This window comes from Streptomyces sp. NPDC033966, assembly GCF_055575955.1.
The window spans coordinates 54,622-80,723 of record NZ_JBVIRQ010000017.1; the positions used below are offsets into that span (position 1 = coordinate 54,622).

Sequence of the window (26,102 nt, forward strand, 5' to 3'; positions counted from 1 at the left end):
GACGGGCGGGGGACATGACGGACCCGGCCGTCCGGCCGGGTCCGGGCGCCGTCGGGGGCCTATCGTCGCCACCGGCATCCCCGGATGCCGGTGCTGTGCAGAACCAAGAGGATTGAGCTACGTGACATCGATTGTGGAACGGCTGCGCGCCGCCGGCTGCGTCTTCGCGGAGGAGGAGGCCGACCTGCTGGTCGCGGCCGCCACCGACGACGGACATCTCGCGGGCATGGTCGCCCGCCGGGTGGACGGCGAACCGCTGGAGCACGTCGTCGGCTGGGCGGAGTTCTGCGGACTGCGCGTGGAGGTGGGCGCGGGGGCGTTCGTACCGCGCAGGCGCACGGAGTTCCTGGTCCAGGAGGCGGTGGAGCTGGCCCGCCCCGGCGGCGTGGTGCTGGACCTGTGCTGCGGCGTCGGCGCGCTCGGCGCGGCGGTGGCGGCCCAGGTCCCGGGCGGGGTCGAGCTGCACGCGGCCGACATCGACCCGGCGGCGCTGGCGTACGCGCGGCGCAACGTGGCCCCGTACGGCGGCGCGGTGTGGGAGGGCGACCTGTACGCGGCGCTCCCGGCGGAGCTGCGGGGGCGGGTGGACGTGCTGGTGGTCAACGCCCCGTACGTGCCGACGGGGGAGATCGGGCTGATGCCGCCCGAGGCCCGCGACCACGAGCCGCTGGTCTCCCTCGACGGGGGCTCGGACGGCCTGGACGTGCACCGCCGGGTCGCGGCGGAGGCGCTGGAGTGGCTCGCGCCGGGCGGGCACCTGCTGATCGAGACCAGTGCCAGGCAGGCGCCGCTGACGGCGTCCGCGCTGACCGGGGGCGGTCTCGTGGTGCGGGCGGTCAGCTCGGAGGAGCTGTACGCGACGGTGGTCATCGGACGGGCGCCGGCTCCGGCTGCCTGAGGAACCAAGGGGAGGGGCGTACGTGGACGTGAACGAGGCCGAGGCCGTGGGCGAGGCCGGCGGGTCTGCGCTGACGGAGCTGTTCGAGGAGCACCGCAGCCATCTGAGGGCGGTCTCCTACCGGATGCTCGGCTCGCTCAGCGAGGCCGACGACGCCGTCCAGGAGACCTGGCTGCGGCTGGACCGCACCGACGTGAGCGAGGTCGAGAACCTCGGGGGCTGGCTGACGACGGTGGTCTCGCGGATATGCCTCAACCTGCTGCGCTCGCGCGAGGCGCGGCGCGAGGACCCGGTCGAGCGGCTGGAGACGCGGGTCCCGGACCCGCTGATCAGCCCCGTGCGGCGGATCGACCCCGAGCAGGAGGTGCTGCTCGCCGACTCGGTGGGGCTGGCGCTGATGGTGGTGATGGAGTCGCTGGCTCCGGCGGAGCGGCTGGCGTTCGTCCTGCACGACATGTTCGCGGTGCCGTTCGACGAGATCGCGCCGCTGATCGAGAAGTCCGCCGCGGCGACCCGGCAGCTCGCCAGTCGCGCACGCCGCAAGGTGCAGGGGCAGGCCCCGGCGCCGGACGCGGACCTCGCCCGTCAGCGGGAGGCGGTGGACGCGTTCTTCGCCGCCGCGCGGGACGGGGAGTTCGAGGCGCTGGTCGCGGTGCTCGACCCGGACGTGGTGCTGCGTTCCGACGGGGGTGCGGGCGGCCGGCGGACGGTGGTCTTCACCGGTGCGCGGGAGGTGGCGAGCCAGGCCGCGAGCTACCGCGCGCTCACGCCGTTCGTGCGGCCCGCGCTCATCAACGGCGCGGCCGGGGTGGTCGTCGTACCGAAGGCGAACGCGGTGGCCGTGATGGCCTTCACGGTCGTCGGCGGGAAGATCGTGGCGATCGACGTGCTGTCGGACCTGGCCCGGCTCAAGGAGCTGGACCTGTCGGCCCTGGAGGGCTGAGGCGACGGGGCCGCCGCCCCGCCCCGGCCTCAGACGGTCAGGGCGAGGGCGACGGCCATCGGCGCGGAGTAGATCACCGGGAAGACGACGTGGGCGTAGTCCCGGGCCCGCAGGGTGGTGATGACGGCGCCGGCGAAGTACAGCACCAGGCCGATGCCGGCGGCGATCCCGATGGCGGGGACGAGGAACCCGGCGAGGAGGCCGATGCCGCCGGCGAGCTTGGCGGTGGCGAGCCAGTTCCACCAGCTCTGGGGGACGCCGTACTGGACGAGGGGCTCGACGGTGTACTTCGAGCGGCTGTAGAGCGAGACCGCGGAGTAGACGGCGAGGACGGCGGCGATGACGGTGAAGACGGTGGCGGTGGTGGACATCGGGGGCTCCTTCGGGGCGGTCTCGCTTGCTGCGACATCCCTTTGACCCGCCGCCGCGCGCGGATGTGACAGCCCGCCGGGATTTTCTTTTCCCGGCGGGCTGTGCGGGTGGTGCGGAGGCCGTGCGGGAGCCGTGCGGGGGCGTCAGGCCCGCGCGGGCACGGCCGTCCTGCCGAGGAGTTCGGCGATGCGGATGAAGCCGTCGCCGCCGTGGCCGTGGGCGATCGCCCGCTGCGCCAGGCCCTCGGTCGCGCGCATCAGGGACGCGTCGATGCCGTGCGCCTCGGAGGCGTGGATGATGTGGGCCATGGACGAGGCTCCCGAGGTCAGCGGGTTGAGCCGGCCGGAGTAGCTGCCGCTGTCCACGTCGGCGGCGAACTCCTCGAAGAGCGGCGGCAGGATGACCGCGATCCCCTTGGCGAACGGGGTCAGTTCCCCGGCGCTGACGCCCTCGGCCTTCGCCACCGCCAGGGCGTGGGCGTAGCCGGCCATCGAGGTCCAGAAGATGTCCAGCAGGGCGATGTCGTACGCGGCCGCCCGGCCGATGTCCTCCCCGAGGTGGGTGTGGGTGCCGCCGAGGACGTCCAGCACCGGCCGGTGCTCGCGGTAGAGGTCCTCGGGGCCGCTGTGGATGAACACCGCGTCCGGGGTGCCGATGGTGGGGGTCGGGGTCATGATCGCGCCGTCGAGGTAGCGGATGCCGTGGCCGGCGGCCCAGGCGCCGGTTTCGCGGGCCCGGTCGGGGGTGTCGGCGGTCAGGTTGACCAGGGTGCGGCCCTTGAGGGCGGCGGTGACGGCTTCGGGCCGCAGGATCGCGTCGGCGGCGTCGTAGTTGACCACGCAGACCACGGTCAGCGCGCTGGCGGCGACCGCCTCCTGCGCCGACGCCGCGGCGACGGCGCCCCGTGTGACGAGGTCCTGGCCGCGGCCGGGGGTGCGGTTCCAGACGGTGGTGCGCAGCCCGGCGTCGAGGAAGGCGCCCGCCAGGGCCCGGCCCATCGGGCCGAGGCCGAGCACGGTGACGGTGGGCTGCTGGGTGGACGTAGGCATGAGGAATTCAACTCCCGTGGAAACATGGGTGATGCGAGAAAAGAACCGGCAGGAGAGGGACGGGGAAGATGACGCGAAGCCGCGCACAGGATCCGAACGTCTGCGGGGTCACCGCCGCGATGGCGGTGATCGACGGGAAGTGGAAGACGTCCCTGCTCTGGATGCTGGAGGACGGCCCCCAGCGTCCCGGTGAGCTGCGGCGGCGGATGCCGGGCCTCAGCGAGAAGGTGCTGACTCAGGCGCTCCGCGAGATGGAGGCCGACGAGATCGTGCACCGCGAGGTGCACGACGTACTGCCGTTGAAGACCGAGTACTCCCTGACCGGCTTCGGCCGGGCACTCGCGGAGGCGGTGGCGCCCCTGTCCGACTGGGGACACCAGCGGCTGGACCGCATGGCGGAGTCCCGCCGCGCGGCTTCCTGAACCCTTCCTCCCGGCCGCTGAACCAGCATCGCCGGGCGGAGTCCGCCCGCCAAGTACCCACAAAAAGGTGGGTACTCCGGGGGTGCCGCCGGCCTGGGCCGGCTCTTTCGGATCTTGTCGGGGCCCGCGGCGCCTGGCACCGCACTTGGCCGCGTTGTCGGAGCGCCCGAGTGCGTCCAGTACACGGGCGCCCCTCCGCCTTGCCATGCACGGCACCAGCCACCGCGGGCAAGGCCGACAAGATCCGAAAGAGACGGCCTAGCCGAGGAGGAGCGGTACCCGCGCGCCCAGCTCTCCGGGTGCCGCGAGCGCGGCCGCCTCGGCCGCGGTGGGGGCGCGCCGGCCGGTGCCGACCAGCAGGGCGTCCTCGTCGGAGAACCGGGCCGGGAACGCCGCCCCCGCGATCCGCTCCAGCAGCGCCCGGGCCCCGGCGAGGGTCTCGGCGGGCGGCCGCGCGGCGTGCGGGAGGTGCGCGACCAGGTCGAGGTGGTGCAGCGTCCACTCCAGGACGTACGCGGACAGGTAGTCGCCGGCGGTGAGCACCTGGTCGCGGGTGCCGACCCGGGCCGAGGGGTCCGCGAGGGCGCCGGCGCGTCCGGCGGCGGAACCGACGTCGTCGAGGTGGAACTTGAGCAGCCAGGGCTCCCCGTACGCGGCGGCCAGCCGGACGGTCAGTGCGTCGAGCGGGTCCTCCTCGGCGGGATCCCCGCCGACCTCCCAGTAGCCCGCGGCGTCCCGGGTGGGCTCCGCGTCGGAGGGCGTGGCGAGGGTGATCAGCACGTCCTGGGCGTCGATGACCAGATGGCACACCAGGTCCCGCACGAGCCACCCCCGGCAGCCGGACGGCTGCCCGAAGTCCTCGTCGGAGAGCCCGGCGACCACCGCGCGCAGCGCCGCCCACGACAGTGAGAAGAGGTCCACGCCCGCAAGCTAGCACCGGCCGGGACCGGTTGGGGCGGAAGCCGGCGGGGTACCCGGGGTGGGGCCCGGGGGTGGGACCCGGGGTGGGAGCTATTGCTAGCAAGCGCTTGCAATAGTTAGCAGGGTGCGGCAGGATCGGGGCATGGCATCGCTCAACGTCGGAAACCTCGGCGAATACCTCCGCGACCAGCGGCGGCAGGCCCAGCTCTCGCTGCGGCAGCTGGCCGAAGCCGCGGGGGTGTCGAATCCGTACCTGAGCCAGATCGAGCGCGGGCTGCGCAAGCCGAGCGCGGACATCCTCCAGCAGCTGGCCAAGGCGCTGCGGATCTCCGCGGAGACGCTGTACGTGCAGGCCGGGATCCTCGACGAGCGGGACCGGGACGAGGTGGAGACGCGGGCCGTCATCCTCTCCGACCCGTCGATCAACGAGCGGCAGAAGCAGGTGCTGCTCCAGATCTACGACGCGTTCCGCAAGGAGAACGCGCTGGAGGCCGAGGAGGCCCCCGGCGAGAGCGCCGGCGACGACGCCGCGATGCCCCCTACGAATTGACTGTGATCCGGGAGGACCCGCACATGGCCATCGCCGATGACCTGAAGAAGACCCTCACCGACCCCACCCCCCTCTACTTCGCCGCCGGCACGGCCGACCTCGCCGTCCAGCAGGCCAAGAAGGTGCCCGCGCTCATCGACCAGCTGCGCGCCGAGGCCCCCGCGCGCATCGAGGCCGTGAAGAACACCGACCCGAAGGCCGTGCAGGAGGCCGTCACCGCCAGGGTCACCGAGGTCCTCGGCTCGATCGACCCGAAGAAGCTCGGCGAGACCGCCCAGGACCTCGCGCTGCGCGGCGTCGGCGTGGCCGCCGAGTACGCCGTCCGGGCCAAGGAGACCTACGACAAGGTCGCCGAGCACGGTGAGCAGACCGTACGGGCCTGGCGCGGCGAGGTCGCCGAGGAGATCGTGGACATCGCCGGGGCCGTGGAGCCGGAGCCGGCGAAGGAGCCCGCGCAGGAGCCCGCCCCGGCCGAGGCGTCCGCGGAGGCCGCCGACGAGGAGAAGCCCGCCGCGAAGAAGCCCGCCGCGCGGCGCGCCGCGGCCAAGAAGGCCGCCGCCACGCCCGGCGAAGAGGCCTGAGCGAACGGATTCCGGACCGGGCACCAGGTGGGTGCCCGGTTCGTTGTCGTTTGGGAAGGCGGCTCCGGCGGTAGCGTGGAGTCAGTGGTGCCGGATGCGAGAAGGCGGTCGAGACGATGCTGATGCAGGGGTTCGATAACGGGGTGCTCCCGTTGCTGGGCTACGCCATGCTGGCGCTCGCCGTCGTGGCGTTCGTCCTCGCGCTGCTGGCGCGCGAGGACGCCTACCGGGCCGCGGAAAAGCAGACGAAGACCTTCTGGCTGGTCATCCTCGGGGTGACCGTCCTCGTGGACTTCTTCCTCGGGATGCTGTTCCTGCAGATCGCGGGCCTGGTCGCGAGCATCGTGTTCTTCGTCGACGTGCGCCCCGCCCTCAAGCAGGTCTCGGGCGGCGGCCCGCGCCGCGGCGGCAGCAGCAGCGACGGCCCCTACGGGCCGTACAACGGCGGCCGCTGAGCCGACGGCTCCTATCCGGCCGCGCGGGAGAGAAGGACCACGGCGACGTCGTCGGTGAGCTCGCCCCCGTTGAGGCGGCGGGCCTCGGTGACGGACGCCTCCAGCAGCGCCTCGCCGCTCAGGCCGCGCTCGATGTGGCGGTTGATCATCTCCACCATGCCGTCCTGCCCGAGGCGCTCGCGGCCGTTGCCGATCCGGCCCTCGATGAGCCCGTCGGTGTAGAGCATCAGGCTCCAGGCGCCGCCCAGGTCGACCTGGCGGCGGGGCCAGCGCGCCCGGGGGAGCAGCCCGAGCGCCGGGCCGCTGTTCTCGTACGGGAGGAGCCGCGCGGGCTTGCCCGGCCTGGATATCAGCGGGGCCGGGTGCCCGGCCAGGCACAGGCCCGCGCGGCGGCCGTCCGGGGCGATGTCCACCGTGCACAACGTCGCGAAGATCTCCTCGCAGGGCCGCTCCACCTCCAGGACCTCCTGGAGGGTGGCGAGCAGGTCGTCCCCGCACAGCCCGGCCAGGGTCAGGGCGCGCCAGGCGATGCGCAGCTCGACGCCGAGGGCCGCCTCGTCGGGGCCGTGGCCGCAGACGTCGCCGATCATGGCGTGGACGGTGCCGTCGGGGGTGCGGACGGTGTCGTAGAAGTCGCCGCCGAGCAGGGCGCGGCTGCGGCCGGGGCGGTAGCGGGCGGCGAAGCGGAGGTCGGAGCCGTCCAGGAGCGGAGTGGGGAGCAGGCCGCGCTCCAGGCGGGCGTTCTCCTGGGCGCGAAGTTTCGATTCTGCAAGCTTGTACTGGGCGATGTCCGCCCGCTTTCTCTCCACGGCGTAGCGGATGGCACGGCTCAGCAGCCGGCCGTCGAGCTCGTCGCGGTAGAGGAAGTCCTGGGCGCCCACGCGTACGGCCTCGGCGGCGCGGTCGGCGTCGGCCTCGCCGGTCAGGACGAGCACGGCGTGGCGCGGGGCGATGCGGAGCACCTCGCGCAGGGCGCCGAGGCCGTCCTCGTCGGGGCCGGGCAGGGCCAGGTCCAGCAGTACGCAGTGCACGTCGGGGGTGAGCAGCCGCGCGGCCTCGGTGAGGTTGCGGGCGCTGCGGATCCGGATCCGGTGGCCGTCGGCGTCGAGGATCTCGGGGACGGTGAGGCCGCCCGCGGGGTCGTCCTCGACCACCAGCAGGGTCAGCGACGCCTGGGGTGCGGGGCCGCTGTCCGTGGCCGGGGTGTCCCTCTGCCGCGGTACGGGTACGGGCATCGTCTCCGGTTCCTTGCCTCCCCCCGAAGGTGCGCTCATGCGGCAGACCCTAGCGGGCGGGTACGGGCGAGCGGAATGGGAGCCGGGGGAGGGCCGCCGTCATATGCCCTTATCGCGGGGGAAAACCGCGCCGGGGGGATGACCAACGTCACGGCCCGCCCGCCCGACATCCCGCCCACCGAGACCCCCGGGCGGCCCCCCCTTCCCCTGGCCCCGGCCCGTGTCCCGACCCGCGCCCGTGCCGGCCCGGCCGGGGTGGCCGCCTGCCCGCTGCGCTCCGCGATCCCGAGGTGTGCGGTGTCTGCCCGTGCGCTCCGCGCGGGGCGTCGGTGGTGGCTGCCGCTGCGCGGGGCCGTCCCCTACCCGCCCTTCCACCGTTCCCCAGGACTCCGCCCCGGACCCCGGTGCCGTGCCGCGGCCGGGCCCCGGTTCCGAGCCTGTGCCGTCCCAGGGTTCCGTCCCGGACCCCGGTGCCGTGACGGGCTGCGCCCCGTTGCGGGGGCCGTGATGGCCTGGGGGCTCCGCCACCAGAACCTTCCCCAGCCACGCTGGGAGGTGCCCCGGCGTCCCAAGCGCCGATGAGGCCGGATTTGCCGGCGGGGCCGGACATCGCCTGGCGGGCTGGAGGGCGCGCAGCGCACTTCCAGCCCCGTCGGCGCTTGAGGCGCGGGCGCGGTAGCGCCGTGCGGTGAGCCGCACCGGCGCGGAGCGCCCGGACCGGGAGCCGGGGCGGGAGCCCCGACCCGGGGTTCCCGGGGTTCCCGGGGCCGGCAGGGCCCCGGGTCCGGATCACCGCCCGGCCAGGGCTTACGCGTCGGGGCGGACCACCGCCTTGATCGGCATCGAGCCCGCACCCGCCATCGTCACCGTGCGCCCCGGCCGCGGGGCGTGGACCATCGCGCCGTCGCCGACGTACATGCCGACGTGACTCGCGTCGTCGAAGTAGATGATGAGGTCCCCCGGCCGCATGTCCTTCACCGCCACCTTCGGCAGCAGCCGCAGCTGCTCCTGCGAGGTGCGCGGGATCCCCCGCCCCGCCGCCAGCCAGGCCTGCGAGGTCAGTCCGGAGCAGTCGAAGGAGTCCGGGCCCGTCGCGCCCCAGACGTACGGCTTCCCCATCTGCGCGGTGGCCCACTGCACGGCCCGCTTGCCCGCGTCCGTGGCGGCGCCGTTGACGTCCTTCATCGCGCCCGACGACAGCCACGCCGTCTGCGCCTTGTACTGCGCTTCCTGCTCCAGCTGGATCAGCCGGGCCTTCTCCTCGGCCTCCAGCCTGTTCTCCAGGGCCTCCGCCGTCTTGATCTTCTCCTCGATCTCCTTCTTGGCGGCTTCCTTCTTGGCCCTGTTGTCCTCCATCTTCTGCCAGAGCGCGCCCGCTTCCTTGGCGTACCGCTCCAAGTCCGTCTGTGTGCGGTTCAGTTCGGACAACAGGTCCGTGGTGGCCTTCTCGCCCTGCCGCAACCGGCCCGACCCGTCCAGGAAGTCGGCCGGGCTGTCGCTCAACGCCAGCCGCGCGCCCGGCGGCAGGCCGCCCGAGCGGTACTGGGCGCGGGCGGCGGCGCCCGCGCGGTCCTTCAGGGAGGAGATCCGGTCCTGGCCCGCCACCACCAGGTTGGCGATCTGGACGATCCGCTCGGACTGCGCCTTCGTCTCGCCCTCCGCGAGGTTGTACGCGTCCGTCGCCGTGCCGGCCTGCCGGTAGAGGTCCTCTATCTCCTTGCGGACCTGCTCCAGGGACTTGGCGCCCGGCTCGGGCGCGGGAGCCGCCGGCGCGGCGGGGGCGGAGGGAGCCGAGGGGGCCGAGGGTGCGCCCGGAGCGGCGTACGCGGTGCCCGCGAGCCCCGGGGCCGCCAGTATCGCCATGGCGCACAGCAGTGTGAGAGCGGACGCTCCCTGCCGACGTGACGACGCTCGCTTCACGGTCCCCATGGCTCCCCCAGGCACCCCGGGTCAGACCGACGTCCCCGGGCAAGACAGGCAAACCGGGCCGGACATCACATCTGACTATTCATCAGTAACTTGGCACTGTCACCGGGATGGTGCCATGACTCGGTGAATTCCAACACCCTCCGGATGCCTCCCCGATCATGACCGGCCACACCCCGACCGTCCCAGCCGACTCAACGGGCCGCCGCCGACACCGGTTCCCCACCACGTGAGTTTCACCCCGCCGGGCGCAACGCCTCCCACCGCACCGTCAGTTCCCCCTGCCGCCACCGCACCGGACCGTCCGCCAGCGGCCAGTCCGCGGCCAGCGCCCGCGCCGTCCGGATCCACCGCTGCCGCGCCCCGTACGAGGCGTACGGAGCCGCCGCCGCCCACGCCCGGTCGAAGTCGCGCAGGAACGCGTACACCGGCTCACCCGGCACGTTCCGGTGGATCAACGCCTTCGGCAGCCGCTCCGCCAGGTCCGACGGCCGCTCCAGCGAACCCAGCCGCGTCGCGAACGTCACCGTCCGCGGCCCCTCCGGCCCCAGCGCCACCCACACGTGCCGCCTGCCGATCTCGTCGCAGGTCCCCTCCACCAGCAGCCCGCCCGGCGCCAGCCGGCCGCACAGCCGCTGCCACACCTCCGCGACCTGCTCCTCGTCGTACTGCCGCAGCACGTTCGCCGCGCGGATCAGCGCCGGACGCTCCCCACCGTCCAGCGGCACCTCGAAGCCGCCGTGCCGGAAGCTCAGCCCCTCCCGCTCGTACGGCTTCGCCCCCGCCACCCGCGCTGGCTCGATCTCGATCCCGACCACCCGCACCCCGGGCGCCGCCTCCCGCAGCCGCGCCAGCAGCTCCACCGCCGTCCACGGTGCGGCCCCGTACCCCAGGTCCACCGCCACCGGCGCGTCCGCCCGGCGCAGCGCCGCCCCGTGCGCGGCGGCGATCCAGCGGTCCATGCGGCGCAGCCGGTTCGGGTTCGTCGTCCCGCGCGTCACGGTGCCCACGGGGCGCTTCGGGGACGGCGGAGTGCTGCGGGAGACCATGCGCCGAGCGTAAGCGGAGCGCGCGGCCAAGATAAAAATCCGGCAAACGGCCAGGAACTTCCGGGCTCCCGGAATGCGGCGGACCGCCATCGGGGTTGCACTCCTTGCAGGGCGCCGACCGCGCTCCCGCAGCCATGCCGCCCCACCGGCGCTGCCGACCCGCCGCCAGACCGGGTCGCAGCGGACCGTCGACCGTCGTCCGAGCGAGAGGAACTGCTCCCTTGAGCCAGTACGTGTCCCGTCTCGGCGGCAGCATCAGCGGCCGCATCGCCGCGGCCCGCGGCGCCCGCCCCGACGCCCCCCGCCTGCGCCTCCCGGCCGTCGGCCACCACCGCAAGCCCCGCCGCGTGGCCATGCTCAGCGTGCACACCTCACCGCTGCACCAGCCCGGCACCGGCGACGCCGGCGGCATGAACGTCTACATCGTCGAGCTCGCCAAGCGCCTCGCCGCGATCAACATAGAGGTCGAGGTCTTCACCCGCGCCACCACCGGCGGACTGCCGCCCGTGGTCGAGCTCGCGCCCGGGGTCCTCGTACGGCACGTCGACGCCGGCCCCTACGAAGGCCTCGCCAAGGAAGAGCTGCCCGCCCAGCTGTGCGCCTTCACCCACGGCGTCATGCACGCCTGGGCCCGCCACCGCCCCGGCTACTACGACCTCGTCCACTCCCACTACTGGCTCTCCGGCCACGTCGGCTGGCTCGCCGCCGAACGCTGGGGCGTCCCGCTGGTCCACGCCATGCACACCATGGCCAAGGTCAAGAACGCCGCGCTCGCCGAGGGCGACACCCCCGAGCCCGCCGCCCGCGTCATCGGCGAGACCCAGATCGTCGCCGCCGCCGACCGGCTCATCGCCAACACCGCCGAAGAGGCCGAGGAACTCGTACGCCACTACGACGCCGACCCCGGCAAGGTCGCCGTCGTCCACCCCGGCGTCAACCTCGACCGCTTCACCACCGGCGACGGCCGCGCCGCCGCCCGCGCCCGCCTCGGCCTGCCGCAGGACGCCGTGATCCCGCTCTTCGCCGGCCGCATCCAGCCCCTCAAGGCCCCCGACATCCTGCTCCGCGCCGTCGCCGAGCTCGTCGACCGCGACCCCTCGCTGCGCCGCCGCCTCTTCGTTCCCGTCGTCGGCGGCCCCAGCGGCAGCGGCCTCGCCAAGCCCGAGGGGCTGCAGAAGCTCGCGGCGAAGCTCGGCATCACCGACCTCGTCCACTTCCACCCGCCGGTGGCCCAGGACGGCCTCGCCGACTGGTTCAGGGCCGCGTCCGTGCTGGTCATGCCGTCGTACAGCGAGTCCTTCGGGCTCGTCGCCATCGAAGCCCAGGCCACCGGCACGCCGGTCCTCGCGGCGGAGGTCGGCGGGCTGCCGGTCGCCGTCAACGACGGGGTCACGGGGATCCTCGTACCCGGCCACGACCCGGTGGACTACGCCCGCGAGCTGCGCCGCTTCGTCGACGACCCCGGCCTCACGGACCGGATGGGCGCCGAGGCCGCGCGGCACGCGCAGTTCTTCGGCTGGGACACCGCCGCCAGCGGCACCGCCGACGTGTACACCGCGGCCATGCATGATCATCGCCGTCGCGTACGCTCCCACCATGGCTGACACCGCCGCGATCATCGAGTCCACGCTGGCCGGCGCCGAGCTGAGCTGGGAGAGCCCCGAACCGGGCACCTACGTCGTCCAGCTCCCCGGCACCCGCAAGCTGAGCACCACGTGCTCGCTCCGCATCGGCCGGCACTCCCTGTCGGTCAACGCCTTCGTCATCCGCCACCCCGACGAGAACGAGGCAGGCGTCCACCGCTGGCTGCTGGAGCGCAACCTCAAGCTGTACGGGATGGCGTACGCGGTGGACCCGCTCGGCGACGTCTACCTCACGGCCCGGCTCCCCCTGTCGGTCATCACCCCCGAGGACCTGGACCGCCTCCTGGGCACCGTCCTGGAGGCGGCGGACGGCGCCTTCAACACCCTGCTGGAACTCGGCTTCGCGAGCGCGATCCGGCGCGAGTACGAGTGGCGCGTCTCGCGCGGGGAACCGACCCGCAACCTGGACGCCTTCAAGCACCTGACCCGCCCCGCCACGCATTCTTGACGCGCCGCGCCCCTTCTTGACGCGCCGCTCGCGCGGCTCGGCCGCGGGCGGCCTCCCCGGCTTCGCGCCGCTGCGCCGGACTCCGTCCGGCGGGGCCGGGGCGGGGTCGGTTTGGGTGGCTGGGCCGGTGGGTCGGGTGCGGGTGGTGTGCCGCTGCGCGGGGCTGGCCCCTCCCCGCCCTTCAACCGTTCTCGCCTCAGCCCCGCCGGCGTTTGAGGCGCTGGGGGCACCTCCCAGCGGTAGCTGGGGGAGGGTCTGGGGGCGGAGCCCCCAGGAAGGGGTCCGGGGCGCAGCCCCGGGGAACGGGCGAAGGGCGGGTAGGGGAACCGGCCCCGCGCAGCGGCACCGCCCCGCGCTCCGCCCACCGGCCCCGCGCAGCGGCACTGCCCCGCCCACCGGCACCGCCCCGCGCTCCGCCCACCGGCACCGGCCCGTCAAGGCGCACCGGCACCACACCGGCCCCCCGGCCGGCTAGGCCTCGGCGGGGACGGCCTCCACCGCCGGCTTCGCCGCAGGGACGGGCACGGGTGCGGCCCCCGCGGGAAGCCCCCGCATCAGCAGCCAGTACCCCACCGCCGCCACCGTCCCCAGCACACCCGTGGCCCCCCACAGCCACCCCGCCCCATACCGGTCGATCACGAACCCGGCCATCAGCGGAGCCACCAGCGCCGCCACCGCCCACGACATCGTGTACATGCCCTGGTACCGCCCCCGCCCGTGCACCGGCGACAGCCGCACCACCAGCCCCATCTGCGTCGGCGAGTTCACGATCTCCGCCAGCGTCCACACGCACACCGTCAGCGCGTACGCCCACAGCGACCCCGCGAACGCCGTCATCGCGAACCCGTACCCCGCCAGCAGCGCCGAGATCACCAGCAGCCGGCCCGGGTCGCGGTGCTCGATGAACCGCGTCACCGGGATCTGCAGCAGCACGATCAGCAGCCCGTTCGCCGCCACGACCAGCCCGTAGTCCCCGGGCGAGAAGCCCGCCTGGCCCATCGCCACCGGCAGGCCCACCGAACCCTGCGTGAAGATCAGCGAGATCAGGAACGACAGCCCGACCACCGCCATGAACCGCCCGTCCCGCAGCACGGTCCCCAGCCCGATCTCCGGCTCCGTCCCCTTCTCGGCCTCCTCCTTCACCGGACGCGACTCCGGCAGCTTCGCGAACACCAGCACCGCGCACAGCAGCGTCAGTGCCGCCTCGCCCAGGAAGCCGGCCAGGTAGCTGTACTCCGCCACCACGCCCGCCACCACCGAGCTGATCCCGAAGCCCAGGTTGATCGCCCAGTAGTTCAGCGCGAAGGCCCGTACCCGGTCCTCGGGCGGGACGATGTCCGCCATCATCGCGGAGACCGCCGGGCGCGAGGCGTTCGACGCCATGCCCACCAGCCCCGCCACCGCCGCGATCGCCGCCGGATGCTCCATGAACCCCAGCAGCGCCACCGACAGCGCCGTCGACACGTTCGCCGCCAGCATCGTCGGCCGCCGCCCCAGCCGGTCCGTCATCACCCCCGCCGCCAGCGAGGACACCACTCCGCCCAGGCCGTGCAGGGCGACCACGAGACCCGCGAAGGAGGCCGAATAGCCCCGGTCCAGGGTCAGGTACAAGGTCATGAACGTCGCGACGAAAGCCCCGAGCCGGTTCACCAGCGTGCTGGCCCACAGCCACCAGAACGCGCGCGGCAGCCCCGAGACGCTCTCCCGGGCAGCCCGTCTCAAACTGGCAGCGGACATACGGATTCCCCCGATGATGTAAGTACCACTGGATCTGCTGGCACATTACGAACAGGGCCCGCCGCCGTCCACTGGATTGACGCCGTCCGTCAATCGGAGGCGCACAGCCGCCCTGCGGCGTCCACTAGGCTCGTACGCATGGCCGACGCACCGTACAAGCTGATCCTCCTCCGCCACGGCGAGAGCGAATGGAACGCGAAGAACCTGTTCACCGGCTGGGTGGACGTCAACCTCAACGAGAAGGGCGAGAAGGAGGCGGTCCGCGGCGGTGAGCTGCTCAAGGACGCCGGCCTGCTCCCCGACGTCGTGCACACCTCGCTCCAGAAGCGCGCGATCCGCACCTCCCAGCTCGCGCTGGAGGCCGCCGACCGCCACTGGATCCCCGTGCACCGCTCGTGGCGCCTGAACGAGCGCCACTACGGCGCCCTCCAGGGCAAGGACAAGGCCCAGACCCTCGCCGAGTTCGGCGAGGAGCAGTTCATGCTGTGGCGCCGCTCCTACGACACCCCGCCGCCGGCCCTCGAGGACGGCACCGAGTTCTCCCAGTCCGAGGACCCGCGCTACGCCTCCATCCCGCCGGAGCTGCGCCCGCGCACCGAGTGCCTCAAGGACGTCGTCGTCCGCATGCTGCCGTACTGGTACGACGCGATCGTCCCGGACCTCCTCGACGGCCGCACCGTCCTGGTCGCCGCCCACGGCAACAGCCTCCGCGCCCTGGTCAAGCACCTGGACGGCATCTCCGACGCCGACATCGCGGGCCTGAACATCCCCACCGGCATCCCGCTCTCCTACGAGCTCGACGCCGACTTCAAGCCCCTCAACCCGGGCGGCACCTACCTCGACCCGACCGCCGCCGCGGCCGCCATCGAAGCCGTCAAGAACCAGGGCAAGAAGTAGCCCGCAGCCGTACCCCGCGTACGAACGCCAGAGGGCCCCGTCCGATCCGGACGGGGCCCTCGCGGCTTGGCGGCCGGGTCAGCCGCCGCACTGGCACGGGGCGCCGGACTGGCAGCCGCAGCCGCAGCCCGAGCCGCAGCCGCAGGCCGCGAGCAGCGGGAGGCGCAGCGGCTCCGGGCGGGGCGGCTGCTCCTGTTCCGGGGTGATGGGGACAGGGGTTTCGGGCATGGTGCCTCCTCGCAGGCGGCGTACGGGAAGTCGTGGTGCCTTCGCCTCATTCATGCCCAGCCGCACCGGCGCGTCAACGGCGCATTGGGGCGTGCCGCGCGAAGGGGCTCAGACGCCCTCGACCTGCGTCGGCTGCTGCAGCTCGTCCGCGTGCTCGCCCGTCACCAGGTACACCACGCGCTTCGCCACCGACACCGCGTGGTCCGCGAAGCGCTCGTAGTAGCGGCCCAGCAGCGTCACGTCGACGGCCGTCTCGATGCCGTGCTTCCAGCGGTCGTCCATGAGGTGCTGGAACAGCGTGCGGTGCAGCTGGTCCATCTCGTCGTCGTCCTGCTCCAGCTGGAGCGCCAGGTCCACGTCCTTCGTGATGATGACCTCGGCCGCCTTCGCCATCAGGCGCTGCGCCAACTGCCCCATCTCCAGGATCGTCGCGTGCAGGTCACGCGGGACCGCCGTGTCCGGGAAGCGCAGCCGGGCCAGCTTCGCCACGTGCTGCGCCAGGTCGCCGGAGCGCTCCAGGTCGGCGCTCATGCGCAGCGAGGTGACGACGATGCGCAGGTCGGTGGCGACCGGCTGCTGCCGGGCCAGCAGGGCGATGGCGCGCGCCTCCAGGTCGTGCTGGAGGTCGTCCACCTTCTGGTCCGCGGCGATGACGCTCTCCGCGAGCTTCAGGTCGGCGTCCAGCATGGAGGTCGTGGCCCGCCCGATCGCGGAACCGACGAGCCGGGCCATCTCGACCAGGCTTTCTCCGATGGAGTCCAGTTCCTCGTGGTACGCGTCGCGCATGATGTCCCTCTCCGGCCTGCTTGCCTACTGCTCGCTACTGCTCGTGCGGGGTGTTCGGCCCCACGTTTACACGTTCGGTCGCCAACGCGTCCGACTCCGGCACCACAAATGAATCAACCCCGTCGCCAGGGTGAACTCTGGGCGACGACTGTTCGAGCTGCCACCCGAACGGCTGTGGAAGTGTCCGCGGGCCTGCTTAACCTGGAGGCATGGACGTGAACGCGGCGGTCGCCGCAGCTGCTGCGATCGCCGGTCTCTGCACCGGTGTCATCGCCATGCTGGCGTTCCGCTGGAGCGAGCGCGACCAGGCCCGCCCCACCCGGAGCTCCATGCGCCCCGACATCAACGCGGTGCTCCCGCCCGGAGTGGACACCGTCCTCTCCGTGCTCCGCTCCTCCGCCGTCGTCCTCGACGAGGGCGACGCGGTGGTCAAGGCCAGCTCGGCCGCGTACGCGCTCGGGCTGGTCCGCGGCGGGAAGCTGGCCGTGGAGCCGATGCTCCACATGGCCCGCGACACCCGCCGGGACGGAGAGATACGCCAGATCGAGCTCGACCTGCCCCGGCGCGGCACCGGCCGGGGCGAGGCCCTCGCGGTCTCCGCCCGCGTCGCCCCGCTGGGCTCCCGCCTGGTGCTGCTGCTGGTCGAGGACCTCACCGAGGCCCGCCGCATCGAAGCGGTGCGCCGCGACTTCGTCGCGAACGTCTCGCACGAGCTGAAGACCCCGGTCGGCGCGATCTCCCTGCTCTCCGAGGCGGTCATGGACGCCGCCGACGACCCCGAGGCGGTCACCCGCTTCGCGGGCCGCATGCAGATCGAGTCCACCCGCCTGATCAACCTCGTACAGGAGCTCATCGACCTCTCCCGGGTGCAGAACGACGAGGCACTCGAGGACGCCGAGCCCGTACGGGTGGACACGCTGGTGGCGGAGGCCATCGACCGGTGCCGTCACACGGCCACCTCCAAGCAGATCACCATGGCCGCCGGCGGTACCGCCGACCTGCGGGTATGGGGACACCGGGGGCAGCTGGCCGCCGCCCTCGGGAACCTGGTGGAGAACGCCGTGAACTACAGCCCGGCCCGCACCCGCGTGGGCATCGCCGCGCGCCGGGTGACGGCGCCGGGTGGAGACTTGATCGAGATAGCCGTGACCGACCAGGGCATAGGCATCCCGGAGAAGGACCGCGAGCGCGTCTTCGAGCGCTTCTACCGCGTGGACCCGGCCCGCTCCCGCGCCACGGGCGGAACCGGGCTGGGCCTCGCGATCGTGAAGCACGTGGCGGCCTCGCACGGCGGGGAGGTGTCGGTGTGGAGCTCCGAGGGCCAGGGCTCCACGTTCACCCTGCGACTCCCCGAGGCGGCCGCGCCGGCCCCGGCGACCGCCCCCGAACCCGCCAGACCCCAGCCCCAGCTTGACCCAGAACCAGTCATTCCTGCCCCGGAGGTCCTTCCGTGACCCGAGTGCTCGTCGTCGAGGATGAGGAATCCTTCAGCGACGCCCTGTCCTACATGCTCCGCAAGGAAGGCTTCGAGGTCGCGATCGCCGCGACGGGGCCCGACGGGCTCGACGAGTTCGAGCGCAACGGCGCCGACCTCGTCCTCCTGGACCTGATGCTGCCCGGCCTGCCGGGCACCGAGGTCTGCCGGCAGCTGCGCGGTCGCTCCAACGTCCCCGTGATCATGGTGACCGCCAAGGACAGCGAGATCGACAAGGTCGTCGGGCTGGAGATAGGAGCCGACGACTACGTCACGAAGCCCTTCTCCTCCCGGGAGCTGGTCGCCCGCATCCGCGCGGTCCTGCGCCGCCGCGGCGAGCCGGAGGAGGTCACCCCGGCGGCCCTGGAGGCCGGGCCCGTACGCATGGACGTGGACCGGCACGTGGTCACCGTCGCCGGGGGCAAGGTCGACCTCCCGCTGAAGGAGTTCGACCTGCTGGAGATGCTCCTGCGCAACGCGGGCCGCGTGCTGACCCGCATGCAGCTCATCGACCGGGTCTGGGGCGCGGACTACGTCGGCGACACCAAGACCCTGGACGTCCACGTCAAGCGCCTCCGCGCCAAGATCGAGCCCGACCCGGGCGCGCCGCGCTACCTGGTCACGGTCCGCGGCCTGGGCTACAAGTTCGAGCCGTAGGCCGTAGGCCGTAGGCGTACGGGCGGGCCTCGGCCGGCCGGAGGGGTCTGACACGGGGAAGGGCCCCAGCCGCGATGCGGCTGGGGCCCTTCCCTCGTACTGCTGCGCTCAGTGGCCGGCGCTGCGCGACGGCGACGCCGAGGCGGCGCCCGAGGCGGCGCCCGACGGGGTGGTGCCGGCGGCCGGGGAGCCCGACGCGGCCGGGGAGCCGGAGGCGGCCGGGGTGGCCGAGCCCGAGGGGGTGCCGGACGGGACGGGGCCGGGGGCGGCGGCCGGGGCCTCGGTCGGGCCGTAGCCCGCGTACATGCCGGCGGCGGGGACGACGTACGCGCCCAGCTCCACGTCACCCGTGGTGCTCAGCTGGAAGACGACGTCCTGCAGGTTGCCGTTCTTGACGGCCTCGCGGCCGCCCTCGATGACGGCGGAGGCGTTGCCCTTGCCGCCCAGCACCACGGAGCCGCCGGCGGGGACGGTGATCTTGCCGGAGCCCTCGGCGGGCTTCAGGACCACCTTGGACTTGCCACCCTTCAGGGTGATCCCGTCCAGGGTCTGGGCCTTGGTACCGGAGTTGAAGACGGTCGCCGTGACGGCGGCCGGCCCCTTCTTGTCCTTCTCGCCCTTGGTGATCACCAGGGCGTTCTGGATCTTGATGTCGCCCTTGGTGACAGCGGCGTTGTCCGGCTTGATCTCGAGAGTCTGCGCGTCGTTGCCCGCACCGCACGCTGCGAGCGATGCAAGGGAGAACACGACGGCGGTAGCGGCGAGAGCGCCGCGTCGAAGGCTGCGGCTCACGGCGGCGGCAACTCCTTGGACGTACGGACGGGACGGGGTACAGGCTCGGAGCGGCCGAGGTAAAGCCGCCCTAAGGGTGTGTCAGCGCGCTTAGGTTACCGAGCCGCCGCCCCGCCCCCGCACCCGACCCTCCGCAGTGCGCACACCGCGCTGCACCGGTCCCGCGATCTTGCATTCCGTTATCCGGTCCGGGAGCGCCCCGTGATCAATTCCGGGATTCCCTCGAACGCGCCCGCGTGATCAATTGCAGATTGGGCCTGAACCTGCTGTGTACGGGTGGCCGCCAGTCGAACGGAGTACTTCCGTTTCATGTCCAGGAACCCGGCAAAACGGGACGTACGTCACGCTCGTGGCCGCGTCCGCCAGGTGTAACGTGGTCGTTTCGCCCGGTCCGCACAGCGCCTCCGACCTGCGAATACCCCCCTCCGGAACCCTTTCGCAGCACGTTCGTGTCGCTGTTGTCAAGCCCCGAGATGTGCCCTGACCTGCGAAAACGCCATTCATAACAGTCAGTTCTCGTGTTACCCTGGATAGCCACGGAAGGGGTACCTGTCACATGACGTTCAAGGTTGGCGACACCGTGGTCTATCCCCATCACGGGGCCGCGCTGATCGAGGCCATCGAAACTCGCCAGATCAAAGGCGTGGACAAGACCTACTTGGTGCTCAAGGTCGCCCAGGGCGACCTGACGGTTCGTGTGCCTGCGGACAATGCAGAGTTCGTCGGCGTTCGCGACGTAGTCGGCCAGGACGGGCTGGACCGGGTCTTCGAGGTGCTCCGCGCACCGTACGCAGAAGAGCCCACGAACTGGTCCCGTCGCTACAAGGCAAATCTGGAGAAGCTCGCTTCTGGCGATGTCATCAAGGTCGCCGAAGTGGTGCGCGACCTGTGGCGTCGTGAGCGCGAGCGCGGTCTCTCCGCAGGAGAGAAGCGCATGCTCGCGAAGGCGCGCCAGATCCTGGTGAGCGAGCTCGCGCTCGCCGAGAACACCAACGAGGACAAGGCCGAGGCCCTCCTCGACGAGGTTCTTGCGTCCTGACGCACGAACCCGGCCACAGTGTGCCGCGGTGCCCGATGACCCGCCCTCTCATTTCGAGAGGGCTGTTGCCGGGCGCTGCGGCATGTCTGCGTCCGGGCACCCGCACCGCACCCGCCCGGTCGCACCACCTCACCCGGTCCCGGCCCAGCCGGCCCCGGGTCGTACAGCCGTACCCTGACGGCCGTACCCTGCGTTCATCCCGCCGTACCCTGCGTGTGCGCACCCGCACGGTCCCGTACTGGCGTGCCGGGTCCGGGCAGCCGGCTCGACCGGTCGTCACGGAAGGGGCGAGGGCGTCGCACCCGGCACTGCCCCCGGCCGGAGCCGGGGTACGCCCAAGGCCATACCCATGTCGGCCGAAGTCACAAACCTGGCTCGGAGCTACTGATGTCTGACGAATCCCGCCCCCACCGCACCGCCGCGGTGATCCCGGCCGCCGGCCGCGGGGTACGCCTCGGCCCCGGCGCCCCCAAGGCCCTGCGGGCCCTCGGCGGGACCCCGATGCTGATCCACGCCGTCCGCGCCATGGCCCGCTCCCGCGCGGTCGCCCTGGTCGTGGTCGTCGCCCCGCCCGACGGCGCGGCCGAGGTACGCCACCTCCTGGACGAGCACGCCCTGCCCGACCGCACCGAGATCCTGGTCGTCCCCGGCGGCGACACCCGCCAGGAGTCCGTGCGCGCCGGCCTGGCCGCCCTGCCCGCCGACATCACCTCCGTACTGATCCACGACGCGGCCCGCCCCCTGGTCCCCGTCGACACCGTCGACTCCGTCGTCGAGGCCGTCCGCGACGGAGCCCCCGCCGTGGTCCCCGCACTGCCCCTGGCCGACACCGTCAAGGAGGTCGAGCCCGGCGCGCCCGGCGACCCCGAGCCGGTCGTCGCCACGCCCGAGCGGGCCCGGCTGCGCGCCGTGCAGACCCCGCAGGGCTTCGACCTCGCCACCCTGCTCCGCGCGCACGAGGCCATCGCCGTCAGTGGCGAGGGCGCCACCGACGACGCCGGCATGGTGGAGCGCACCGGGGTCACCGTCGTGACCGTCCCCGGCCACGAAGAGGCCTTCAAGGTCACCCGTCCGCTCGACCTGGTCCTCGCCGAGGCCGTACTCGCCCGCAGGAGGGCCTCCGATGTCTACTGACCTGCCCCTGATCCCGCTCGTCGGGATCGGCACCGACGTCCACGCCTTCGAGACCGGCCGCGAGCTGTGGTGCGCCGGACTGCTGTGGGAGGGCGAGGACGGCCTCGCCGGCCACTCCGACGGCGACGTCGCCGCCCACGCCGCCTGTGACGCCCTCTTCTCCGCCGCAGGCGTCGGCGACCTCGGCGCGCACTTCGGCACCTCCCGCCCCGAGTGGTCCGGCGCCGCCGGGGTCACCCTCCTGGCGGAGGCCGCCCGGATCGTCCGCGCCGAGGGCTTCGAGATCGGCAACATCGCGATCCAGGTGATCGGCGTGCGCCCGAAGATCGGCAAGCGGCGCGAGGAAGCGCAGAAGGCGCTCGCGGCGGCGGCGGGCGCCCCCGTCTCCGTCTCCGGCACCACCACCGACGGACTCGGTCTCACCGGCCGCGCCGAAGGCCTGGCCGCCATCGCCACCGCCCTCGTCTACCGGACGGACCGCGTCTGAGTACGGCCCGGGGCCACGGGCCGCCCGTTACGGAGGTCACCTCTTCGGCAACAAACCGTCCGGGCGGCCTCAAACGGTCGCGGGGCACTGCCGCTGGCGCACTACCCTGGATGCCGTGACTATTCGCCTGTACGACACCAGCGCCCGGCAGATCCGCGACTTCGTCCCGCTCGAACAGGGCTGCGTCTCGATCTACCTGTGTGGCGCGACCGTGCAGGCGGCCCCGCACATCGGGCACATCCGCTCGGGCCTCAACTTCGACATGATGCGCCGCTGGTTCACGTACCGCGGCTACGACGTCACGTTCATCCGCAACGTCACGGACATCGACGACAAGATCATCGCGAAGTCCGCCGAGCAGCGCCGCCCCTGGTGGTCCATCGGCTACGAGAACGAGCTGGCGTTCAACACCGGCTACGACGCCCTCGGCTGCCTGCGGCCGACGTACGAGCCGCGCGCCACCGGCCACGTCCCCGAGATGATCGAGATGATGCGCGGGCTCATCGAGCGCGGCCACGCGTACGAGTCGGAGGGCAACGTCTACTTCGACGTGCGCTCCTTCCCGGGTTACCTGGCGCTGTCGAACCAGGAGCTGGACAACCTGCTCCAGCCCTCCGGCGAGGGCGAGACCGGCAAGCGCGACCCGCGCGACTTCGCCATGTGGAAGTCCGTCAAGCCCGGCGAGCCCTCCTGGGAGACCCCCTGGGGCCGCGGCCGTCCCGGCTGGCACCTGGAGTGCTCCGCCATGGCGCACAAGTACCTCGGCGAGGCCTTCGACATCCACGGCGGCGGGATCGACCTGATCTTCCCGCACCACGAGAACGAGATCGCCCAGGCCAAGGCCTTCGGCGACTCCTTCGCGAAGTACTGGGTGCACAACGCCTGGGTCACCATGTCCGGCGAGAAGATGTCGAAGTCGCTCGGCAACTCGGTGCTCGTCTCCGAGATGCTCAAGCAGTGGCGCCCGATCGTCCTGCGCTACTACCTCGGCACCCCCCACTACCGGTCGATGATCGAGTACAGCGAGGAGGCGCTGCGCGAGGCGGAGTCCGCCTTCGCCCGCATCGAGGGCTTCTGCCAGCGCGTCATCGAGAAGGCGGGCGGGCCCGTCGAGGCCGCCGCCGAGGTCCCGCCGGCCTTCGCCGAGGCGATGGACGACGACCTGGGCGTCCCGCAGGCGCTGGCCATCGTCCACACCACCGTCCGCCAGGGCAACAGCGCGCTCGCCGCGGACGACAAGGACGAGGCGATCGCCCGCCTGTCCGAGGTGCGTGCCATGCTCGGCGTCCTCGGCCTGGACCCGCTCGACCCGCACTGGGCCGGCGAGAACGACCGCGGCGACGACCTCCACGGGGCCGTCGACACCCTGGTCCGCCTCGTCCTGGAGCAGCGCGAGTCCGCCCGCGCCCGCAAGGACTGGGCGACCGCCGACGCCATCCGCGACCAGCTGAACCAGTCGGGTCTGGTCATCGAGGACAGCCCCAGCGGCCCGCGCTGGACCCTCGGCCCCCGCTGATCCGGACCCACCCGGACCAGCCGTGTTGTGCCGCCCGGGCTTCCGGGCGGCACACTCTTCATACGTACATATCGCAGCACGAACGAAAACAGGTAGAGGTCATGGCCGGGAACAGCCAGCGCAGGAACCGCCGCACGTCCAACAAGAAGGGCGCTACGGTCGGCAGCGGTGGCCAGCGGCGCAAGGGCCTGGAGGGCAAGGGCCCCACGCCCAAGGCCGAGGACCGCAAGAAGCACAAGGCGAACCGCATCGCCAACGCCATGGCCCGCCAGGCCGCCAAGCGCCGCCCGGCCCCCCGCCGCGGCGGCCCCAAGGGCACCAGCGAGATGGTCGTCGGCCGCAACCCGGTCTTCGAGGCCCTGCGCGACGGCGTCCCCGCCACCACCCTCTACGTCCAGCAGTTCATCGACAACGACGAGCGCGTCCGCGAGGCCCTCAAGCTCGCCGGCGAGCGCGGCAACATCAACCTGATGGAAGCCCCGCGCCCCGAGCTGGACCGCATGACCAACGGGCTCAACCACCAGGGCCTGGTCCTCCAGGTCCCGCCGTACGAGTACGCGCACCCCGAGGACCTCACCGACGCCGCCCACGACAACGGCGAGGACCCCCTCATCGTCGCCCTCGACGGCGTCACCGACCCCCGCAACCTCGGTGCGATCGTCCGCTCCGTCTCCGCCTTCGGCGGCCACGGCGTGGTCATCCCCGAGCGCCGCGCCGCCGGCATGACCGCCGGCGCCTGGAAGACCTCCGCCGGCACCGCCGCCCGCACCCCGGTCTCCCGCGTCACCAACCTCACGCGCGCCCTCCAGGACTACAAGAAGGCCGGCATCGCCGTCGTCGGCCTCGCCGCCGAGGGCACCCACGAGGTCCAGGACCTCGACGCGCTCTCCGGCCCCGTCGTCATCGTCGTCGGCTCCGAGGGCAAGGGCCTCGGCCGCCTCGTCGGCGAGAACTGCGACTACCTCGTCCGCATCCCGATGCCCGGCGGCGCCGAGTCCCTCAACGCCGGTGTCGCCGCCGGCGTCGTCCTCTACGAGGCCGCCCGCAAGCGCGCCCAGCGCGGCCGCGTCTGACCCGGACGGCCGCAGCCGCTTGATCCACTTGGCCCACGGGGCATGACCCGTGAGCGTGTCGCCCCGCCCGTCACGGGCGGGGCGACTTGATCTTGACGGGTCTCGGACAGATCCCTCGTGTCAAGGCAGTGTCCTAAACACTCATCACTCGGTTAGATGAGTGTGGACACCAGAACGTCAGGGTTCGACGACCAGCCCGCGCTGAGCATGGTCAAGGTGCCGTGCGACCCCGCACAGGTCATCGTCAACCACGCCAGCTTCCGCGTGCGGCTCGCACCGAGCCCGAGCGCGCGTTCCAAGCCCGCGAAAGCCCCCGGCCGCGCGCCCCTCCTCGGCGCCGCCGCCGTCGCGACCGCCGGAGCCGCCCGCCGCCGCGCACCCGTCGTCTGGAGCGGCAAGTCCGCCCCCGGCGACGGCGCGGCCATGGGAGGACTCCTCCAGGCCGTACGCGAAGCAGGCCGCGGCCACGACGACTACGACGGCGGAGCCGCCACCCAGACCATCCCCCGGGTCGACCTGGCACACGACCTGGGCGAGGACACCCTCGCCACCCCCACCGTCATCGGCCAGCGCACCTACGGCGACCCCGACGAGACCCGCCCCCTCGCCGCCGTACGCGACCTCCCGCGCGAGCCCTACCAGCCGTACGACCCCTACGACGCCCACGACGGCGACCACCCGGGCCCCGACACCGGCCCCGACAGCCGGCGCCCCGCCCCCGACGCCCGCGGCCAGGCCTCCTACTACCCCGGCCGCCGCATGAACCTCGGCGTCGTCCTGCTCCCCCTGCGCGTCTTCCTCGGCTTCATCTCCATCTACGCCGGCATGGGCAAACTCTGCGACCCCGTCTACTTCGACGGCGGCGAACGCGGCTCCATGGTCACCTGGCTCCAGACCCTGCACCCCTGGGCCCTCGCCGAACCCCTGCGCGACTTCGCGCTCGCCCACCCCGTCGGAGCCGGCCTCAGCGTCGCCTTCCTGCAGGTCATCGTCGGCGTCCTGACCGTCTTCGGCCTCTGGCAGCGCTTCGCCGCCTGCATCGGCGCCCTGCTCTCCGCCGCCCTCCTCATGACGGTCAGCTGGAAGACCGTCCCCGCCTACGACGCCCCCGACATCATCTACCTCGCCGCCTGGAGCCCGCTGGTCATCGCCGGCGCGCCCGTCTACTCCCTCGACGCACGCCTCACCGGCGAGGCCTGGCGCACCCTCGGCCCCCGCTCCGAGATCTGGCGGCTGCGCCGCCGCGTCCTGCGGCGCGGAGCCGTCATGGCCACCGTCGTCTGCGGACTCACCCTCCTCATCGGCTCCCTCCTCGGCGGAGCCGTCCGCTCCTCCACCGTCGTCACCGTCCCCGGCCCCGGCCAGGCCCCCAGCAACTACCTCCCCGGCAGCCCGCTCCCGCAGGCCCCCGCCAAGCAGTCCGCCCCCGGCAGGCAGCAGCAGCCCTCGAAGCAGGCCTCCCCCTCCGCAGCGCCCTCCGAGCCCGCCGCCAAGTCCGGCCGCACCGGCAGCAGCGCCCCGACCCGGGAAAGCTCCACGACGGGCTCCGCGCCCAGCGCCACCAAGAGCTCCGGCGGCAGCCAGACCCCGCGCGGCAGCACCCCCAAGCAGTCCAGCCCCCAGCAGCCGCCGGCCACCTCCTCCGGGACCCGCAGCAGCACGGACACCACGGCCAAGAAGCCCGGCCTCGTCGGCGGCCTCCTCGGCTGACCCCCCCACACCGAACCGGAGGGCCCGGCGCGCGTACGGCGCGCCGGGCCCTTCCGCACGCCACCGACCGCCCGCCACCG

27 protein-coding genes are annotated in these 26,102 nt (G+C 72.9%); 17 read left to right on the plus strand and 10 right to left on the minus strand.

Features of this window, described 5'->3' with window-relative positions; translation table 11 throughout:
* Positions 1-112: 112 nt before the first annotated feature.
* Together ACZ518_RS33640 and ACZ518_RS33645 are read left to right on the plus strand one after the other, a co-directional pair.
* A complete protein-coding gene (locus ACZ518_RS33640) occupies positions 113-898 on the plus strand; it encodes a putative protein N(5)-glutamine methyltransferase (protein WP_469116819.1) in 786 nt (261 codons plus the stop codon).
* 22 nt (positions 899-920) lie between these two features.
* Positions 921-1,841, plus strand: coding sequence for a sigma-70 family RNA polymerase sigma factor (locus ACZ518_RS33645; RefSeq protein WP_469116820.1), 921 nt, complete (start codon positions 921-923; stop codon positions 1,839-1,841).
* Between the two features lie 29 nt (positions 1,842-1,870).
* On the opposite strand, the gene ACZ518_RS33650 is transcribed toward ACZ518_RS33645, so the two are convergent.
* A complete protein-coding gene (locus ACZ518_RS33650; protein WP_469116821.1) occupies positions 1,871-2,212 on the minus strand; it encodes a DoxX family protein in 342 nt (113 codons plus the stop codon).
* 144 nt (positions 2,213-2,356) lie between these two features.
* Positions 2,357-3,262 carry an NAD(P)-dependent oxidoreductase gene (locus ACZ518_RS33655; protein WP_469116822.1) on the minus strand — a complete coding sequence of 302 codons (906 nt, stop codon included), beginning with the start codon at positions 3,260-3,262 and terminating at the stop codon, positions 2,357-2,359.
* 68 nt (positions 3,263-3,330) lie between these two features.
* Here ACZ518_RS33655 and ACZ518_RS33660 point away from each other — a divergent pair, with 68 nt between their 5' ends.
* Entirely contained in the window at positions 3,331-3,684 is a 354-nt protein-coding gene (locus ACZ518_RS33660) for a winged helix-turn-helix transcriptional regulator (RefSeq protein ID WP_007265492.1), read from the plus strand.
* A gap of 258 nt (positions 3,685-3,942) precedes the next feature.
* Here the strand turns inward: ACZ518_RS33660 and ACZ518_RS33665 are convergent, their stop codons facing one another.
* Positions 3,943-4,605, minus strand: coding sequence for a maleylpyruvate isomerase N-terminal domain-containing protein (locus ACZ518_RS33665; RefSeq protein ID WP_469116823.1), 663 nt, complete (start codon positions 4,603-4,605; stop codon positions 3,943-3,945).
* 142 nt (positions 4,606-4,747) lie between these two features.
* Here ACZ518_RS33665 and ACZ518_RS33670 point away from each other — a divergent pair, with 142 nt between their 5' ends.
* The 3 genes from ACZ518_RS33670 (at position 4,748) to ACZ518_RS33680 (ending at position 6,191) form a co-directional block, all read left to right on the plus strand.
* Complete coding sequence (locus ACZ518_RS33670; RefSeq protein ID WP_469116824.1) at positions 4,748-5,155, plus strand: helix-turn-helix domain-containing protein; 408 nt, start codon at positions 4,748-4,750, stop codon at positions 5,153-5,155.
* 23 nt (positions 5,156-5,178) lie between these two features.
* A complete protein-coding gene (locus ACZ518_RS33675) occupies positions 5,179-5,736 on the plus strand; it encodes a hypothetical protein (RefSeq protein WP_469116825.1) in 558 nt (185 codons plus the stop codon).
* Positions 5,737-5,852: 116 nt separating this feature from the next.
* Entirely contained in the window at positions 5,853-6,191 is a 339-nt protein-coding gene (locus ACZ518_RS33680) for a DUF2516 family protein (RefSeq protein WP_469116826.1), read from the plus strand.
* Between the two features lie 11 nt (positions 6,192-6,202).
* Here the strand turns inward: ACZ518_RS33680 and ACZ518_RS33685 are convergent, their stop codons facing one another.
* The 3 genes from ACZ518_RS33685 to ACZ518_RS33695 form a co-directional block, all read right to left on the minus strand.
* On the minus strand, positions 6,203-7,465 hold the full coding sequence (locus tag ACZ518_RS33685; RefSeq protein ID WP_469116827.1) for a PP2C family protein-serine/threonine phosphatase: 1,263 nt from the start codon (positions 7,463-7,465) through the stop codon (positions 6,203-6,205).
* A 768-nt stretch (positions 7,466-8,233) separates the two neighbouring features.
* Entirely contained in the window at positions 8,234-9,355 is a 1,122-nt protein-coding gene (locus tag ACZ518_RS33690; protein WP_469116828.1) for a C40 family peptidase, read from the minus strand.
* Positions 9,356-9,588: 233 nt separating this feature from the next.
* Positions 9,589-10,401, minus strand: a complete 813-nt coding sequence (locus ACZ518_RS33695) for a class I SAM-dependent methyltransferase (RefSeq protein ID WP_469116829.1) — start codon at positions 10,399-10,401, stop codon at positions 9,589-9,591.
* A gap of 221 nt (positions 10,402-10,622) precedes the next feature.
* Between ACZ518_RS33695 and mshA the strand changes: the two genes are divergently transcribed.
* Complete coding sequence (mshA, locus tag ACZ518_RS33700) at positions 10,623-12,005, plus strand: D-inositol-3-phosphate glycosyltransferase (protein ID WP_469116830.1); 1,383 nt, start codon at positions 10,623-10,625, stop codon at positions 12,003-12,005.
* On the plus strand, positions 11,998-12,492 hold the full coding sequence (locus ACZ518_RS33705) for a type III secretion system chaperone family protein (protein WP_469116831.1): 495 nt from the start codon (positions 11,998-12,000) through the stop codon (positions 12,490-12,492). The genes mshA and ACZ518_RS33705 overlap by 8 nt, the downstream gene beginning before the upstream one ends.
* A 471-nt stretch (positions 12,493-12,963) precedes the next feature.
* Here ACZ518_RS33705 and ACZ518_RS33710 read toward each other — a convergent pair whose 3' ends face one another.
* Positions 12,964-14,229 (minus strand): MDR family MFS transporter, encoded by a 1,266-nt coding sequence (locus ACZ518_RS33710; protein ID WP_469116832.1) that lies wholly within the window; start codon positions 14,227-14,229, stop codon positions 12,964-12,966.
* A 138-nt stretch (positions 14,230-14,367) separates the two neighbouring features.
* Between ACZ518_RS33710 and ACZ518_RS33715 the strand changes: the two genes are divergently transcribed.
* Positions 14,368-15,126, plus strand: a complete 759-nt coding sequence (locus ACZ518_RS33715; protein WP_125813820.1) for a phosphoglyceromutase — start codon at positions 14,368-14,370, stop codon at positions 15,124-15,126.
* Positions 15,127-15,204: 78 nt separating this feature from the next.
* On the opposite strand, the gene ACZ518_RS33720 is transcribed toward ACZ518_RS33715, so the two are convergent.
* A complete protein-coding gene (locus ACZ518_RS33720; protein WP_165365008.1) occupies positions 15,205-15,354 on the minus strand; it encodes a hypothetical protein in 150 nt (49 codons plus the stop codon).
* A gap of 108 nt (positions 15,355-15,462) precedes the next feature.
* Positions 15,463-16,140: a phosphate signaling complex protein PhoU gene (gene phoU, locus ACZ518_RS33725; RefSeq protein WP_007265512.1), complete on the minus strand. Its 678-nt coding sequence runs from the start codon at positions 16,138-16,140 to the stop codon at positions 15,463-15,465.
* A gap of 209 nt (positions 16,141-16,349) precedes the next feature.
* On the opposite strand from phoU, the gene phoR reads away from it, so the two are divergent.
* The gene (gene phoR, locus ACZ518_RS33730; protein ID WP_469116833.1) at positions 16,350-17,594 is read left to right on the plus strand and encodes a two-component system sensor histidine kinase PhoR; all 1,245 of its coding nucleotides are present in this window, start codon (positions 16,350-16,352) and stop codon (positions 17,592-17,594) included.
* 5 nt (positions 17,595-17,599) lie between these two features.
* The gene (gene phoP, locus ACZ518_RS33735) at positions 17,600-18,271 is read left to right on the plus strand and encodes a two-component system response regulator PhoP (RefSeq protein ID WP_465270294.1); all 672 of its coding nucleotides are present in this window, start codon (positions 17,600-17,602) and stop codon (positions 18,269-18,271) included.
* A gap of 108 nt (positions 18,272-18,379) precedes the next feature.
* Here the strand turns inward: phoP and ACZ518_RS33740 are convergent, their stop codons facing one another.
* Complete coding sequence (locus tag ACZ518_RS33740; RefSeq protein WP_469116834.1) at positions 18,380-19,063, minus strand: DUF461 domain-containing protein; 684 nt, start codon at positions 19,061-19,063, stop codon at positions 18,380-18,382.
* Between the two features lie 556 nt (positions 19,064-19,619).
* Here ACZ518_RS33740 and ACZ518_RS33745 point away from each other — a divergent pair.
* The 6 genes from ACZ518_RS33745 (at position 19,620) to ACZ518_RS33770 (ending at position 26,022) form a co-directional block, all read left to right on the plus strand.
* A complete protein-coding gene (locus ACZ518_RS33745; protein ID WP_003953493.1) occupies positions 19,620-20,102 on the plus strand; it encodes a CarD family transcriptional regulator in 483 nt (160 codons plus the stop codon).
* Positions 20,103-20,489: 387 nt separating this feature from the next.
* Positions 20,490-21,236 carry a 2-C-methyl-D-erythritol 4-phosphate cytidylyltransferase gene (ispD, locus tag ACZ518_RS33750; protein ID WP_469116835.1) on the plus strand — a complete coding sequence of 249 codons (747 nt, stop codon included), beginning with the start codon at positions 20,490-20,492 and terminating at the stop codon, positions 21,234-21,236.
* On the plus strand, positions 21,226-21,723 hold the full coding sequence (gene ispF / locus ACZ518_RS33755) for a 2-C-methyl-D-erythritol 2,4-cyclodiphosphate synthase (RefSeq protein WP_469116836.1): 498 nt from the start codon (positions 21,226-21,228) through the stop codon (positions 21,721-21,723). Before ispD ends, ispF begins: the two co-directional genes overlap by 11 nt.
* Before the next feature lie 115 nt (positions 21,724-21,838).
* On the plus strand, positions 21,839-23,239 hold the full coding sequence (cysS, locus tag ACZ518_RS33760) for a cysteine--tRNA ligase (protein ID WP_469116837.1): 1,401 nt from the start codon (positions 21,839-21,841) through the stop codon (positions 23,237-23,239).
* Between the two features lie 101 nt (positions 23,240-23,340).
* Entirely contained in the window at positions 23,341-24,312 is a 972-nt protein-coding gene (gene rlmB, locus ACZ518_RS33765; protein ID WP_469116838.1) for a 23S rRNA (guanosine(2251)-2'-O)-methyltransferase RlmB, read from the plus strand.
* Between the two features lie 156 nt (positions 24,313-24,468).
* The gene (locus tag ACZ518_RS33770; protein ID WP_469116839.1) at positions 24,469-26,022 is read left to right on the plus strand and encodes a DoxX family protein; all 1,554 of its coding nucleotides are present in this window, start codon (positions 24,469-24,471) and stop codon (positions 26,020-26,022) included.
* Positions 26,023-26,102 lie beyond the last annotated feature (80 nt).